The sequence below is a fragment of the Halarchaeum rubridurum genome, from assembly GCF_014647115.1.
GTDB classification, from domain to species: Archaea; Halobacteriota; Halobacteria; order Halobacteriales; family Halobacteriaceae; genus Halarchaeum; species Halarchaeum rubridurum.
The window spans coordinates 419,754-434,638 of record NZ_BMOO01000003.1 but is presented as its reverse complement, the minus strand read 5'-3'; the positions used below and the strand labels follow the sequence as shown (position 1 = coordinate 434,638).

The 14,885-nt window shown below is 68.7% G+C and carries 16 protein-coding genes; 4 read left to right on the top strand and 12 right to left on the bottom strand.

What is annotated here, in order from left to right:
* The first annotated feature begins 14 nt into the window (after positions 1–14).
* Positions 15–1,400, top strand: a complete 1,386-nt coding sequence (locus tag IEX84_RS08450) for a dihydrolipoyl dehydrogenase (protein ID WP_188871814.1) — start codon at positions 15–17, stop codon at positions 1,398–1,400.
* Between the two features lie 60 nt (positions 1,401–1,460).
* Here IEX84_RS08450 and IEX84_RS08445 read toward each other — a convergent pair whose 3' ends face one another.
* The gene (locus IEX84_RS08445; RefSeq protein WP_188871812.1) at positions 1,461–2,003 is read right to left on the bottom strand and encodes a signal peptidase I; all 543 of its coding nucleotides are present in this window, start codon (positions 2,001–2,003) and stop codon (positions 1,461–1,463) included.
* 186 nt (positions 2,004–2,189) lie between these two features.
* Here IEX84_RS08445 and IEX84_RS08440 point away from each other — a divergent pair, with 186 nt between their 5' ends.
* Positions 2,190–3,002, top strand: a complete 813-nt coding sequence (locus IEX84_RS08440; RefSeq protein ID WP_188871810.1) for a hypothetical protein — start codon at positions 2,190–2,192, stop codon at positions 3,000–3,002.
* A 620-nt stretch (positions 3,003–3,622) separates the two neighbouring features.
* Here IEX84_RS08440 and IEX84_RS08435 read toward each other — a convergent pair.
* From IEX84_RS08435 to IEX84_RS08420, 4 genes are all read right to left on the bottom strand, one after another.
* Positions 3,623–4,840 (bottom strand): hypothetical protein, encoded by a 1,218-nt coding sequence (locus IEX84_RS08435; RefSeq protein WP_188871808.1) that lies wholly within the window; start codon positions 4,838–4,840, stop codon positions 3,623–3,625.
* Positions 4,841–4,946: 106 nt separating this feature from the next.
* Positions 4,947–5,669, bottom strand: coding sequence for a TasA family protein (locus tag IEX84_RS08430; protein ID WP_188871806.1), 723 nt, complete (start codon positions 5,667–5,669; stop codon positions 4,947–4,949).
* Between the two features lie 12 nt (positions 5,670–5,681).
* The gene (locus IEX84_RS14590; RefSeq protein ID WP_209590238.1) at positions 5,682–6,899 is read right to left on the bottom strand and encodes a TasA family protein; all 1,218 of its coding nucleotides are present in this window, start codon (positions 6,897–6,899) and stop codon (positions 5,682–5,684) included.
* The gene (locus IEX84_RS08420; protein ID WP_188871804.1) at positions 6,899–7,495 is read right to left on the bottom strand and encodes a TasA family protein; all 597 of its coding nucleotides are present in this window, start codon (positions 7,493–7,495) and stop codon (positions 6,899–6,901) included. The genes IEX84_RS14590 and IEX84_RS08420 overlap by 1 nt, the downstream gene beginning before the upstream one ends.
* A 262-nt stretch (positions 7,496–7,757) precedes the next feature.
* Between IEX84_RS08420 and IEX84_RS08415 the strand changes: the two genes are divergently transcribed.
* Both IEX84_RS08415 and IEX84_RS08410 read left to right on the top strand, forming a co-directional pair.
* Positions 7,758–8,333 (top strand): DUF7344 domain-containing protein, encoded by a 576-nt coding sequence (locus IEX84_RS08415; RefSeq protein ID WP_188871802.1) that lies wholly within the window; start codon positions 7,758–7,760, stop codon positions 8,331–8,333.
* A 41-nt stretch (positions 8,334–8,374) separates the two neighbouring features.
* Complete coding sequence (locus IEX84_RS08410) at positions 8,375–8,734, top strand: hypothetical protein (protein ID WP_188871800.1); 360 nt, start codon at positions 8,375–8,377, stop codon at positions 8,732–8,734.
* Between the two features lie 27 nt (positions 8,735–8,761).
* Here IEX84_RS08410 and IEX84_RS08405 read toward each other — a convergent pair whose 3' ends face one another.
* The 7 genes from IEX84_RS08405 to IEX84_RS08375 form a co-directional block, all read right to left on the bottom strand.
* On the bottom strand, positions 8,762–9,325 hold the full coding sequence (locus tag IEX84_RS08405) for an FAD-dependent oxidoreductase (RefSeq protein WP_188871798.1): 564 nt from the start codon (positions 9,323–9,325) through the stop codon (positions 8,762–8,764).
* A gap of 53 nt (positions 9,326–9,378) precedes the next feature.
* A complete protein-coding gene (locus tag IEX84_RS08400) occupies positions 9,379–9,858 on the bottom strand; it encodes an SRPBCC family protein (protein WP_188871796.1) in 480 nt (159 codons plus the stop codon).
* Positions 9,859–9,899: 41 nt separating this feature from the next.
* A complete protein-coding gene (locus tag IEX84_RS08395; RefSeq protein ID WP_188871794.1) occupies positions 9,900–10,298 on the bottom strand; it encodes a thioredoxin family protein in 399 nt (132 codons plus the stop codon).
* A complete protein-coding gene (gene lrpA1 / locus IEX84_RS08390; RefSeq protein ID WP_188871792.1) occupies positions 10,295–10,723 on the bottom strand; it encodes an HTH-type transcriptional regulator LrpA1 in 429 nt (142 codons plus the stop codon). Before lrpA1 ends, IEX84_RS08395 begins: the two co-directional genes overlap by 4 nt.
* A gap of 47 nt (positions 10,724–10,770) precedes the next feature.
* The gene (locus IEX84_RS08385; RefSeq protein WP_188871790.1) at positions 10,771–11,703 is read right to left on the bottom strand and encodes a thiamine pyrophosphate-dependent enzyme; all 933 of its coding nucleotides are present in this window, start codon (positions 11,701–11,703) and stop codon (positions 10,771–10,773) included.
* A 3-nt stretch (positions 11,704–11,706) separates the two neighbouring features.
* Entirely contained in the window at positions 11,707–13,596 is a 1,890-nt protein-coding gene (locus tag IEX84_RS08380) for a 2-oxoacid:acceptor oxidoreductase subunit alpha (protein ID WP_188871788.1), read from the bottom strand.
* A gap of 135 nt (positions 13,597–13,731) precedes the next feature.
* Positions 13,732–14,772: an Mrp/NBP35 family ATP-binding protein gene (locus tag IEX84_RS08375; RefSeq protein WP_188871786.1), complete on the bottom strand. Its 1,041-nt coding sequence runs from the start codon at positions 14,770–14,772 to the stop codon at positions 13,732–13,734.
* Positions 14,773–14,885: the final 113 nt, after the last annotated feature.

The following is a 14,885-nucleotide window of genomic DNA, read 5'->3' as shown; positions in this document are numbered from 1 at the left end:
CCGAAACGGGGCGCATGCAGGACTTCGATCTCGTCATCGTCGGCTCCGGCTCCGGACTGGACGTCGCCTCCGTCGCCGCCCGGCAGGGTCTCGACGTCGCCGTCGTCGAGGACGGCCCGCTCGGCGGCACCTGTCTCAACCGCGGCTGTGTCCCCTCGAAGATGCTCGTCCACCGCGCCGACGTGAAACGCGGCATCGACACCGCCGACGAGTTCGGCATCGACGCCACCGTCGAGGACGTCGACTTCTCGGGGATGGTACACGAGGTCGCCGACCACGTCGAGCGGGACAGCGAGGCGATTCGCCGCGGCGTCGAGGCCTCAGAGAACCACACGCTTTTCGACGACACCGGCCGCTTCGTCGACGAGCGCACCATCGCGGTCGGCGACGAGACGCTCCGCGGCGAGAAGGTCGTCGTCGCCGCCGGCACCCGCCCCGCGATTCCCGACGTCGAAGGCATCGAGGACGTCGACTACTGGACGAGTACGGAGGCCCTCCGCGCGGACGAACCGCCCGAGCGCCTCGTCATCGTCGGCGGCGGCTACGTCGCCGCGGAGCTCGCGCACTACTTCGGGACGTTCGGGAGCGACGTGACCATCGTCGGGCGCCGCGGCGCGCTCCTCCCCGGCGAGGACCCCGCGGTCGCCCGCCACTTCACCGAGCAATACGAACACCGTTTCGATGTCCGCACGGGCTACGAGGCGAGCGCGGTCCGCGAATCGGGCGGGGAGATCGAACTCGACGCCGAGGCCGTCGACGGCGACGACACCGTGCGCGTCCGGGGCGACCGGGTGCTCGTCGCGGCCGGCCGCGTCCCAAACACGGACCGCCTCGACGTCGCCGCGGGCGGAATCGAGACCACTGATGAGGGATACGTGGCGACGAACCGCTACCTGGAGACGAGCGCGGAGAACGTCTGGGCGCTCGGCGACGTCGTCGGGCGCTACCCCTACAAGCACGCCGCGAACCACGAGGCGAGCGCCGTCATCACGAACGCGCTCCGCGACGAGCGCGAGGCCGTCGACTACACCGCGATGCCCCACGCCGTCTTCGCCGACCCGCAGGTCGCCGCCGTCGGCTACACCGAGGCCGAACTCCGCGCCGAATCGCGCGACTACCGCGTCGGGGGCTACGAGTACGCCGACACCGCGATGGGGGCCGCGATGGGCGACCCGCCCGGCTTCGTCAAGGTCCTCGTCGCGCCCGACGGCGAAATACTCGGGACGCACGTCGTCGGCCCCCACGCCTCCCAGCTCGTCCACGAGGTCTGCGTGGCGATGCGCGCCGGAAGCGGCACCGTCGCCGACATCCGCGACACCATCCACGTCCACCCCGCGCTCAACGAGGTCGTCGCGCGCGCCTTCGGCGGGCGCTTCAGCGACCCCGACGAACGCCGATAGCGACGCGCCCCACCGCCCCCGCTCGCCCCGCTCGTCCCACTCGCCCGCGTGCTCACGCGCTCACTCCTCGGCGTCGTCCTCCGGCATCAGTAGGTCGTACACCTCGGAGACGACGAGGAGGAACGCTGGCACGATTACGAGTGTCACCGTTCCGAGCGGCGTCCCCGCGAACTGCGTCACGTAGCCGATCTTCGGGATGGTGAACCAGACCGTCCCGACGACGTTCGAGGCGGGGACGAGCGCGCTGTCCGCCTGCTCGTTCGCGTCCCCCTTCGTCTCGAAGTACAGCGTTCCGTCGCGCTCGACGACGTCGACGACGCGGTGCGTCACGCGCTCGACGCTCGCGAGCTGATGGCCCTCGGGCGGGTGGAAGGTGACGACGTCGCGCTCCTCGACGTCCGCCGGGTCGACGCCGTCCACGACGACGACGTCGCCGGCCTCGATGGCCGGGGACATGCTCGAGGAGAGGACGGTGTAGCTCCCCGTCGCGCCGACGACCTGTGGTGCGGCCGTCACGACGAACGGCGCGACGACCGCGACGAGGACGAGCAGTCCGACGAGGTTGCGAACGGTACGGCCATCGAGAGTTGTACGCTGTGTCATTGTGTCTCAGTCTCGTTGTGCGCCGCACCCGGGGCGTCACCGACCGAACTCGACGTCGACTCGGTTCGTGTCGTGTCCGTGGTCGTCGAAGTCGTCGAGGTCGTCGGCGACCCCGCCGATGTGGACGCACTGGTGGTCGGCGAGGATGTCGTGCTCGACGTTCTCGACGCGCTCGACGCGCTCGACGTGGTCGTCGTCGTCGAGCCGTCGTTTTCGGCGTCGGCCGGCGTCGGCTCGACCGTCGCGGACGAGGTGGCAGTCGTGGACGTCGCGTCGGTCGCCTTCGACGCCGTCGAGCCGTCGTTCGCCGAGCCGGACGGCGTCGCGTTCGTCGTCCCCGATTCCGCGCCGTTGCGCCCTGTCGTGGTAGCCGCCGTGTCCGGCCCGGTGGTCGTTTCGCCATCCGCGCTCGTGTTCGCTTCGTCGACCCCGTCGGCCCCGGCTGACGCGTTCGACTCGATGGTCGCCCCGTCACCGCTCGGAGCGGCCGACCCGTCGGCCGTGGCGTTCGCGTCCGCCGTCGAGTTCGGTGCGCGCGCGGACACGTTCGTGCCCGCTGCTGACGCGTTGCTCCGGTTCTCGAACGGTGCGGCACTGGCGTTCGCCGAGCCGTTTTCGGCGGACGGCACGGAGTCGGTGACGTTCCCCGCCGACGCGGTGTCGTTCCCGGGCGACGTCGTGGCGCTCTCGGTCGCCGCCTTCGTGCCGTTCGCGGCAGGCGCTGCGGTCGACTTCACGGTGGTCGCCGACTGCGAGGGCGCTCTCGTCCCCTCGCGTCTCTCGTCCGAGACGTACTCGTCGCGGACCGTGACGTTACGCAACTGTGCGTCGTGGACCGTCGCGTTCACGACCGTCGCGTTCACCAGCGTCGATCCTCTGACGTTCGCGTCGCTGACCCTGCTGTCCGCGACCGTACTCCCGTCGACAGAACCGTTCGAGAGGGTCGCGTTACGCAGCAGCGAGTCCTGTACGGAGGCCCGACAGACCGTCGATGCGTAGATGTTCGACTCGCCGACTGTCGCCTCACGGAGGGAGGAATCCTCGACGTTCGACTCCGCGCTGACGTGCGAGTCGTGCGTGCCAGCGTTCGAGCGATCGCACTTCTCGCGTTCTCCCTGCTGTGGTGACTCGACGGTGAGGTCGGTCGCTACGAAGTCCCGACCGGACGCCCAGACGCCGCGGACGGCGAACCGGCCGTTCGCGCCCGTGGTCTTCTTCACGTCGTTCCAGTCGAACCAGACGACGTAGTCGTCGCCGCACGAACCGAATTTGGTGGGGTTCGCGCCGTCGACGAGCGAGACCGACTCGATTTGGTCCGCTCGTTCGAGTCCCCGGAGCGTCACGCGGACGTGCGGCTTCCCGTTGTCACTTCGCACCTCACAGACATCCCCGCTCGACGCGTGAGAACGCGTCGCGTTCGCGTTCGAGACTTCGACGGTGAAGTCCGCCGCGGCCTGCACCCCCAGCTCCGCCGACTCAGTGTCGCTGAGTAGGGTATGTGTCCCCGCAGCGCCGGTGGCCGCACAGACGAGCGCAGTGAGTGCAAGCACCACCGCCGCCCGCTTACGCGACGACACCGTCCCCCTCCCCCATGTGTGAGTGTGCGGACATTACTGGTATTAGCTCTTTTCCTCGGTTCCACTCGTATACGATGCGAGTAAAACCGCGCTCGTGCTCGACGCCGCGTCCGTCCCCGACGGCTCCCCCAGTCGGTACTCGTAGCGCACCCGCGCGGCGTCGCTCTGCACCACGTTTCCGGTCGTCGTCGGGAGTCGCCACTGGAACACGAGCGTCGCGTTCTCCCCGGGCGCGAGCGTCCGCGTCGTGCGCAACCGCGACGGCGTGGCCGCGCTCGCGTCGGTGAACCCCGATGCACTCCCGACGAGGTACGTCGTCTCGTTCTCCCCTCCGACGATAGCGACGCGAATGCGCAGGTGCTCGCGGAGCTCGCCCGCCCGTGGCGTATCGTCGCCCGCCGCGCGCTCCGGCTCTATCAGGCCGTTCTCCGCGTCCGTCCAGTTCGACGCCGTCACGTGCAGCCGACCGGGCGCGTCCCCCGCGTTCCGCAGCGTCACGTGCTCGACGTCGCTCGCGCCCGGGACGGGTGCACTCGCGCCGAAGACGGTCGGGTCCGGGTCGTTCCCGACGAGGACCAACCGCGGTCGCTCGTCCCCGTCCGCGCCGTCCGCGCCGTCACCCGACGGCCCCGCGGACGGTGCGGTCGCCGGGACGGGTGGTGCGCCCGTGTTCGTCACCGGGAGCGTGTACGCCCGCGTCCGCATCGCCGACCCGACGCGCTCGCCGTCGGCGTACAGCCGCACCGCGACCGACACCGCCCCCCGACGCTCGACCGTCGTCCCGGCCGCCGGGTTGTCGAACGCGCTCGCGTCCGCCACCGCGACCGCACCGAACGCCGTCCCGAGGTCGAGCGACGTGCCCGACGGGCGAGCGGTCCGACTCGTCGCCGTGCGCCACCCCGCGGGCGTCCACGTCCGGACCGTCACGACCGCGCGGTCCACCGACCCGTTCCACGCGACCGCCCCCGAGAGCGGCACCGAGACGTTCCGGACTGTGCCGTTCGCGTTCGCTACCGCCCCCGGCGACCCGAGGTCGAGCGACAGCGACGCCGCTCGCGGGTTCGGTGCCGCGGCCATCGCCGTCGCCCCGGACGCCGCGGGTGTCGACGGCGCACCCGACGCCGCGGCCGGGTCGGGACCGACCGACGGCGACCCGAGTGGCGCGACGAACCCCGCTCCCGCGCCGACGACGACCGCCCCGACCACGAGGAGCAACGCGAGGCGTCGCCGGTCGAGGTCGGGGCGGTCGGTGCCCGTCACGCGTCCCTCCGGTCGGGTGTGACTCGGTGTCGGTCCATGGGCGGATGACCCACCGGCGGAGTCGAACCGCCGTGCTCCGAGTGGGCCGAGTGGTCGTGTGACTGTACTAGAGGACGTCTTGGTCGGGTTCCTGCGCGAGCGCGAAGTGGATCGTCACGTCGAGCGTGTCGCCCTGGAAGTCGTTGTTCGGGTGGGTGAGGTCGTGCTCGGCGTCGTCGAGCCACTTCAGGCCGATGTCGAGCGTCCGCGTCCCGTCCGGCTCCGGCGGCGGGTTGAGGTCGTCGAGCTCGTCGGCGTTCGTGCCGTCGACGAGGTCGGCGAGCGTCGCCATCTCGGGGCCATCAGCACCGGCGTCCAGTCCGTCTACGTCGAGGGTATCGTACGGCCCGCTACCGTCCTTTGGGTAATCGAACTGTCCGACACCGAACTGACCGGCCATCCCGGTCGCGCCGTCCTGCGTGTCGCCGCCGTCCGTACCGCCGTACGACCCCTCCGTCGGTGAGACGGAGAAGCCGAGTTCGACGTGGTCGGCCGCGATGCTCCCGGCGTTCTTCAGTTCGACACTCCCGTTCATCGTGTCGCCCGGCTTTGCGTTCTCGACGGTGAACGTCCCGCTGACGCCGTCACCGAAGCCGTCGCCGCTGTCGCCGTCGCGGACGACGAGGTCCATCGTCCCCATGTCGATCTCGTTCCCCGTGCTCGCCTCGCTGTCGCTGAACAGCGCGAACGTCCCCGCACCGCTGGCCGCACCGGCTGCACCGATAGTGCCGAGCCCCGCGAGGAGCTTGCGTCGCGTGAGGCGAACCCGAGACGACTGTTCGTCTGACATTGGGGGTGCTCCTTAGAGGACGTCCTGGCCGGCCTGTTGGGCGAGCCCGAAGGCGAACGAGAGGTCGATGCCCTCTCCTTGGTAGGCGTTACCGACCTCGGGGTCGAGACGCAGGGTGAACGCGAAGTCCGTCCCGTCGCCGGGTGCCGCGAGGCTGTCGACGACCGTGTTCGAGAGGTCGGTGAGCGTCGCGGGCGTGCTCGGGAGGGCGTGCGTCTCCGAGCCGACCTGCAGGTCACCGTAGTAGAGGTCCGGCCGGACGTCGACGCTCCCGTTCGTGTTCGCGGCTCCGACGCCGACGAGGAGGACGGTCGCGTCGCCGTACTCCGGGCGCGGACTGTCGCCGAGCGACGACGTCGACCCGGTCGCCATATCGACTTCGCCCCAGTTGTTCGCGTTCGAGGCGAGGTCGCCTTCGGCGAGGTCCGAGGAGACGTCGCGAGTCGTCCATCCCGTGCTCGTCGTGTCCTCCGGGTCGCCACGGTGCTGATAGAGGAAGCGGACGGACCCGTCCGTGTCCTCGACGACGATTTTCACCTCGTCGGGGGCTTTCACGGTGTTCTCCGTCGTCGCGTAGTAGTCGTACGAGAACGTCCCGTTGTTGAGGTCGTCGAGCGTGAGCGCCTGCTCCGAGACGTCGACCATCGAGTGTGCGTATTTGCCGGTGTTCGCCTCGGAGGAGATGTGCAGGATGTCCCCGCTCGGGGCGCTGTCCGACTCCGGTGCCTCCGAGGCGGTCACGGTCTCGAAGGCGATGTCCGCCCCGCTGCCGAAATCGTACGTGTACGCACCCGGGAGCTGGACGGTCGGGACCATATTGGCCACGCCCCCGGTCCCGTACGAGAGCTCGTCCACGTAGAGGTGGTCGACGACGTCGCTCGCGGACTTGTCCGACGACCCGGAGCCGTCCGGCTTACTCGTGTCGCCGTCGCTGTTGCTGATCGAGGCCACGCCGATTTCGAGGTGGTCGGCCGTGAGCGACCCACCGTTCGTCAGGGTGACCGAGCCGCTGGTTGACTTGCCCGGCGCGAGTGCCGTCACCGACGCGTCCATCGTCGTCGTCGGGTCGGTGAGATCGAGCGTCCCGGACTGCACCGTGTTGTTCGTGCTACTCTCCTGGTCGCTGAACAGCGCGAACGTCCCCGCGCCCGAGGCCGCGCCGGCCGCGCCGAGCGTGACGAGGCCGCCGAGGACCTTCCGCCGCGAGAGGTTGATCTTCTCGTCGCTCATTACGCCTGGGTCACCGTGAAGTTGAACGTCGCGTCGACGCCGTCGTTCTGGTAGCCGTTGCCCGCGCTCTCCTGCATCGTGAGCGTGACGTTGAAGTCCTTCTCCTCGGTCGCGTCAAGCGCGCCGACGTCGACCTCGGACTGCGAGAGGTCGTAGAGCGTCTTCGTGCCGTCGCCGTCAGTGTCGCTGACGTTCTCCATAATCGGCGAGCCACCGTACGTGAGCTCGGTGACGTCGAGTACCTTCGCGGTCTCGGTGGCGTTCATGTCCGTCGTGTTGTCCGTCGACTCGTCGTTGTCGCTCTCCGCGTACGTGACGTTCAGCGCGACGGTGCCGTCGAGGCTCCCGGTGTTCGAGAGCGTCACGTCCCCGCCGGTCGAGGCGCCCGGCTTCAGGTTCATGTTGTCGCCGTCGGCGACGAAGCTGGCTGACTCGCCCATCGAGAGGTCGAGCGTCCCGGCCTGAATCGTGTTGTTCGCACTCTGCTCCTGATCGCTGAAGAGCGCCATCGTCCCCGCGCCCGCACCGGCGGCGACGAGGCCGACGGCGACGACCGCGACGAGGACGGACCGACGCGTGAGTTGGATGTCTGCCATGGTGTGTGCCCGACGAGTTGCCCCGCCGACGTCGACACCACGAGACTACACCCCCCTATGTATGCGCCGCCCGACGGTTCGTCCGGCCGGCCGTACGAACCGGTATGCGGACGTTTCGACGGCGGTATGGCGACCGTACGCGCCGCGAGAGTGACCCACCAGTTGCCGGTCCAAATAGTTTCAGGCAGCTATACAGTCAATTTATACGATACCATTATGTTAGGATGCTGCAATTCTCCCCCCGTCGGGGGGAGGACGAGACGTGTCACAAGCGAGGACAACACAGACTACGGACGAATCGACGGTATCGCGCGAGGAAGTCTTCGACCTACTGAGCAACAGCCGGCGGCGGCACACGCTCCACTATCTGCGCCGCGAGGAGCGCCCGGTCGAGCTCCGCGAACTCTCCGAACAGCTCTCCGCGTGGGAGAACGACGTCGCGCCGGGGGCGGTGACGCACAAACAGCGAAAACGCGTCTACACGGCGCTCCGTCAGACCCACCTGCCGCGTCTGGACGACGCGGACGTGATCGAGTACGACGCGAACCGCGGCGTCGTCGAACCCGGGAACCTCGAAGACGTCGAACTCTACCTCGACGTCGTCCCGGAGAACGAGATCAAGCGCAGCGAGTACTACCTCGGGCTCAGCGCCGTCGCCGCGGCGCTGCTCACGGTCGCGTGGCTGGAGGTCGTCCCGTTCGACGCGTTCCCGATGGGCACGTGGACGGCACTCATCGTCGCCGCGTTCGCGCTCTCCGCGGCCACCGACGTCTACTACGACCGCGTGCGACGGCTCGGCCACGACGGCCCGCCACGCGACATCGAGGGAAGTGACTGAGCACTGCGTAGTTTCTTGAGGGAGGGGGGTGACGCCCACGTATGGGCGTCGGCTCTCTCCTGCCGTTTCCGCGCGAGTTCGCCGACGTTGAGGAGTTCTACTGGCTCTGGATTCTCGCCACCACCGCGTACGGCGTCGGGGACACGCTCACGACGCTGACGCTCCATCGGTACGCACCCGCCGTCGTCGAGGGGAACCCCATCGTCGCCGCGGTCCTCGCACGCTTCGGGTTCGCGGGGCTCGCCGCGTGGAAGATCGCGGTCATCTGTCTCTGTCTCGCCGTGAGCGTCCGCGCGGCGCGTCAGTGGGAGGACCGATTCAGCTACTACTTCCCGCCGGTCGTGCTGACGCTCGTCGGGAGCTTCTTCACCGTCTACAACCTTCGCCTCCTCCTCGGCTGAGGTGCGGGGACCGATCGACGCGCCGCCTCAGACGTCCGCGGGCGTGTCGAAGTCGTGGTAGTGTTCGCCCTTCTCCTTCGTGAGGATGTTGAGCGCGGCGGCGGCGCCGTCGCCCGCCGAGATGACGGCCTGCCACTCCTCGGCGCGCACCATCGCGCCCGTGGCGTACGCGTCCGCGACGCTCGTCTCCATCGTCACGTCGACGTCCACGACGTCCTCGTCCGTGAACGCACATCCCAACTCCTCGGCGAGGTCGCGGTTCGCCCCGGTCGCCAACACGAGGTAGGCCGCGGTGTGGTCCTCGCCGTCCGCGGTGACGACGAAGCCGTCGGCGTCCTGCTCGATGGCCGTGACCTCGGTCTCCTCGTGGAGCGTGACACCGTGGTCGGCGGTCGCCTGCTCGCGCGCCCGATCGAGGAAGACGTCGCCGTCCATCGAGCGGATGCCGAGATAGTTGAACAGGTGGGCCTTGTGCATCCACGTCTTGTCCGTGTCGAACGCGACGGCGTCCAGTCCGTTCTTCGACGCGAACAGCGCGGCGCTGAGGCCGGCGGGACCGCCGCCGACGACGATGACATCCGTGTCTGCCATACCGAGGTGTGTGTTCGCATACCGGATAAACGTTCCCGCGGGGCACGACCCGCCTACTCGACGTGCGTGGGGAGACGGCGGTGGCGATACCGGAAGAAGACGTCGAGGCCGACCTTCGCCGCCTCGTCCGCGACGGGCGCGAGCGGCCCCGTCGGCGTCCGATAGCGGACCCGGTCACGACAGCGCGTGCGCTCGCCGTCCGCGTAGAAGAGGTGGGTGTGCTCCCACTCCGGGAACGGCCCCTCGGTCATCACGTCGCGGAAGTACGCGACGCCGTCGCCGCGTTTTCGCTCGACGATCTCCGACGTCCAGCGCTGCCGGGGACCGACGCCGAACGGGCGGACCGAGAGCTCGACGGTCGAACCGGGTTCGAGGACGGCCGGGTCCGGGTCGCCGTCCGGTCCCGTGACGCGCTCGACGTGCATGTTCACCCACGACGGCGTGAGCGCGACGAGTCCCTCGACGCCCGCGTGGAACTCCCACACCGTATCGAGCGGCGCGCGCACCCACGACTCGCGTTCGTAGACGGCCATACGGGAACGTACGGGGGCGGGCCGCAAAACGACTCGGGTCGCTACCGGTACTCGTCGGGGAGGACGTCGCGGTGTCCGTCGAGGTGCTCGGCGAGGAAGGCGAAGACGGCGTCCGTCCCCTGAAAGCCCTCGGCGAGGCGGCCGACGAGCTCGCCCTCGACGAACAGGAGGAGGGTCGGGACCGAGCGGACCTCGTACTCCTCGACGACGGCGAGGTCGCGCTGGGGGTTGCACGTGGCGACGGCGACGCCGGAGGCCTTCGCCACCGCGCCGACGATTGGCTCGATGGCCTCGCAGAGCGTACAGCCCGGCCGGTAGACGTCGACGAGCGCGACGTCGTTGGCGTCGACGAACGCGTCGATGTCGTCGCCCGTCTCCACCGCGACCGGCGTCGTCGGGGCGTCGCTCCGCGCGGCGGCGGGCGCTCGTGCGTCGCTCACTTCAGGCGCTCCTGCAGGAAGGAGGGATGGGCGGCCGTCACGCCGTCGATGTCGAGAATCTCCTCGCTGATGACGTCGCCGAGGGCGTTGCCGTCCGCGGCGCGGACCTCCGCCATCAGCATGTGGTCGCCCGAGGAGGTGTAGAGCGACCGGATGGAGTCGAGGTCCTTCAGCGCGCGCGTCGCCTCGACGTATCGCTCGGACTCGACGTCGATGCCGACCATGGCGATGGACTGCCCGGAGAGCTTCTTCGGGTCGACCTCCGCCGAGTAGCCGACGATGACGCCTGCCTCCTCCAGTTCGTTCACGTACTTCCGGACGGTGGGCTTCGAGACGTCGGCCCGCTCGGCCAACTCCGCGTACGAGGCCTGCGCGTCCTCCTCGAGCGCCGCGAGTATCCGTTTCTCTGTCGAGTCGCTGCTCACGCAGTATCATTTGGCGCCGCGGAAAAAATATCTTCCGAATCCGAAGGTCAGGCGTGCCGGTCGATGAAGTCGTAGGAGCGCTCCCAGTCGCCGTCCTCGAAGTAGCGCTCCGCGAGGCTGCCCTCGGGCATGTCGCCGCGCGCGCGTTTCTCCGCCTGGTAGGAGGGGCGCTCGTCGTCGACGAAGTAGCGACCGGTGAGGACGGTGCCCTCGTAGAGGGCGTCCTCGGTCTCGTGCATGGCCTCCTGGGCCTCACGACGGTCGTGGACGTCGAAGTCGTAGTCCTCGGAGTCCTGGATGTCGACGTACGGGACGTACTGCTTCGCGTCCTTGTTCCACGTCGGGCACTGCGTCAGGAAGTCGACGTGGCTGAAGCCGTCGTGCTGGATGGCCTCCTTGATGATCTCCTTCGCCTGGTTCGGGTTGACCGCGGCCGTCCGGGCGACGTAGGACGCCCCCGCCGTCAGGCTCATCGAGAGCGGGCGGATCGGCGTCTTCGCGTTGCCGTTCGGCTGCGTCTTCGACTTGTGGCCCTTCGGCGACGTCGGGGAGGTCTGGCCCTTCGTCAGGCCGAAGACCTCGTTGTTGAACACGATGTACGTCATGTCGTGGTTCTCCCGGGCCGTGTGGATGAAGTGGTTCCCACCGATGCCGTAGCCGTCGCCGTCACCGCCCGCGGCGATGACCTCGACGCCGTCGTTCGCCAGCTTCGCCGCGCGGGCGACCGGCAGCGAGCGGCCGTGAATCGTGTGGAAGCCGTAGCTGTCGAAGTAGCTGTTCAGCTTGCCCGAACAGCCGATACCCGTACAGAGGAGAATCTCCTCGGGGTTCTTGCCGAGTTCCGCCATCGCGCCCTTCAGGGCCTTCAGCACACCGTAGTCGCCACAGCCCGGACACCACGTGGGCTGGGGCTCGATGCTGGGCGTGAACTCGTCCTGCGCTACCTCTCGTTCCTCGCCGATTGCGCTAAACGCACTCATGAGTTAGTCACCACCTGCCGCGGCTTCGAATCGCGTGTTCGAGGAGAGCTCCTCGCCGCTTCCGTGTTCTTCGACCGCCTCGACGATCTCGGCGGGCTCGAACGGGTTCCCGTCGTACTTCAGGAGCGAGGAGAGCTTTTCCCCGTACCGTCCGAGGTTCTTCTGGATGACGCCGTGGAACTGCGCCGTCGAGGACATCTCGACGACGAGCACGTCGTCCACGCTCTCGATGAACTCCGAGAGGAGCTCCTTCGGGAAGGGCGCCATCTCGGAGACGCTGAGCCCCTTGACCGGGTGGCCGTCGTCGTTCAGACGCTCGACGGCCTCCAGCACCGTCCCGGACTGGCTGCCCCAGGAGATGATGCCGTAGTCCGCGGACTCGTCACCGTAGACTTCCTGACGCTCGTCGGCGTCGAGGCTCTCGCGGATGGCCGCGAGCTTCTCGTTGCGCCGATCGACCTGCGCCTTCCGGTTCGAGGGGCTCTCGCTGATGTGCCCCTCGGGCGTGTGCTCGTTCCCGGTCGCCAGATAGCGACCGCCCTTCTGGCCGGGGATGGAGCGCGGGCTGACGCCCTCCTCGCCCTCGTGCTGGAACCGGTGGTAGATGCCCGTCTCGCCGTGGGGCTGGTCCTCCAGTTCCTCCTCCGTGAGGACGCTCCCGAGGTCCGGGTTCGGCTCCTCGTCGAAGGTGCTCTTCGGGACGTTCCGGTGTTCCCCGGAGAGCTTCTGGTCGTAGATGACCATGACGGGAATCTGGTAATCGTAGGCGATCTGGAACGCCTTCCGGGTCTGCTCGTAACACTCCACCGGGTCCGAGGGCGCGAACACCACGCGGTGGCTGTCGCCCTGGCTCGTGTAGAGGACGTGTTCGAGGTCGGCCTGCTCGGGCTTCGTCGGCATCCCCGTGGAGGGACCGGCCCGCATCGACTCGACGAGCACGAGCGGCGTCTCGGTCATCTCCGCGAGACCGAGCGGTTCGCTCATCAGCGAGAAGCCACCGCCGGACGACCCGGACATGGCCTTCGCACCCGCGTGGGACGCGCCGACGGCGAGCGCCGCCGCCGCGATTTCGTCCTCGACCTGCTCGCTGATGCCCCCGACGTCGGGCATCAGGTTCGTCAGGATGGTGAAGACGTCCGTCCACGGCGTCATCGGGTAGCCCGCGATGAAGCGACACCCCTCGTCGAGGGCGCCGTACGCGATGCCGTGGCTCCCGGAGACGAGCACCTGCTCCTCGTCGTGCTCGCCCGTCGGGACCGTGACGTCGGGGGCGTCCGCGTCGTACTCCTCCTGGACGTGTTCGTAGGCGTCGTGGAGGACGTTCAGGTTCGCCTCCAGGATGTCGCCGCCCATCGCCTCGGCCATCAGGTCCTCGACGTACGAGGTGTCGATGCCCGTGAGCGCGGCGGTGACGCCGACACCGGCCGTGTTCCGCATGATCTCGCGGCCGTGCTCCTTGGCGATGCCCCGGAGGTCGACGTCGTAGACGTGCCAGTCGTTCTCCTCGACCCGCTGGTCGAAGTTCTCGATCTCGTCGGTGTCGAGGAGCCCGGAGTCGTAGACGATGACCCCGCCCTCGCGGAGTTCGTCCAGGTTCTCGGCGAGGGGCTTGACCTCCTCCTCACCGTAGTAGGCGTTCTCCTTCGGGTTCCGTGCGAACGAGTCGCCGAGGGCGACGAGGAAGTTGTACCCGTCGCCGCGGGACGTGACGTCCTCCGACGATGCGCGTATCTCCACGTACGTGTGGCCGCCGCGGATGCGCGAGGGGTAGTGCCGGTGAGTGAAAACGTTGAGCCCCGAGCGCATCAGAGCTTTGGCGAAGTTCTGGCTCGTCGAGTCGATCCCGTCGCCGGAACCGCCCGCGATTCGCCAGATGAGTTCGTCGTCAGTCATAGTGTATGTCCTGGCCCCCTGCGTGGGACGCTGGGAAAATTTTCGCACGGCACTCACTAAATCGTTTGCTATCCATTAACAAGGAAAAATTATGAAGAATACTGTGTCGGCGAGACCGGCCGCTACCCGCTGGCGTCAGTCGAGCGCCCGGCGGTTGAGGATGCCGGCCATGTCGGCCGTGTTCCCGGCCAGATCGCGGAACGACGCGCCGACGTCGCTCTCCTCGTCGAGCGCGACCGGTGCGCCCTCGTCGCCGCCCGCGCGGACGGACGGGTCGAGCGGAATCGCACCGAGGAACGGGAGGTCGTTCTCCGCCGCGAACGCCTCCCCGCCGCCGCTCCCGAAGACGTCGTGCTCGGAGCCACAGTCCGGACAGACGAACGTGCTCATGTTCTCGACGATACCCAGAACCGGCGTGTCGTGCGTCCCGAACATCTCCAGGCCCTTCTGGGCGTCGTCGATGGCGACGTCCTGCGGCGTCGTCACGACCACCGCGCCCGTCACCGGCATCGTCTGGAGCACCGTCAGCTGCGTGTCGCCCGTCCCCGGCGGGAGGTCGATCACGAGGTAATCGAGGTAGCCCCACTCGACGTCCTCGACGAGCTGCGTCAGGACCTTGTGGACCATCGGGCCGCGCCAGATCACGGGGTCGTCCTCCCCACCCGTCAGGAAGGCCATGCTCATCAGCTTCACGCCGAACTTCTCCGGCGGGATGAGCGTCTCCTCCTCGGTCGCCTGCGGGGCCTCGTCCGCCGACACCATCCGCGGGACGTTCGGCCCGTAGACGTCCGCGTCGAAGAGCCCGACGCGCGCGCCGCGCTCCGAGAGCGCCGCCGCGAGGTTCACCGCGACCGTCGACTTCCCGACGCCGCCCTTCCCGGACGCCACCGCGATGACGTTCTTCACGTTCGGCAGGACGTCGTCCTCGGTACCGGAATCCTGCTCGGGGTGGTAGGCCGAGAGCTCCGGTTCGAGCTCGAGGTCGCGGATCGCCGCGCGAACCCGGTCGGCAATCGTCGACTCCGCGGGCGAGTACGGCGTCCCGAGCGCGAGCGAGACGTGCGCGACGCCGTCCTCGACCGTGACCTCGTTGACGAGTCCCGCATCGACGATGTCCCCGCCGAGGTCGGGGTCCTCGACACCGCGCAGCGCCTCCTCCACGTCCGCTTCGTTCATGGCCCCGTTAGGCGGCGTCGCGTGAATAAGCCCGTCGGACGACGACGTACACGGGACGTTCCCGACCGGGGCGAAAGACGGGGTAGACCCGCGTCCTTATCCGTCCGGACGTG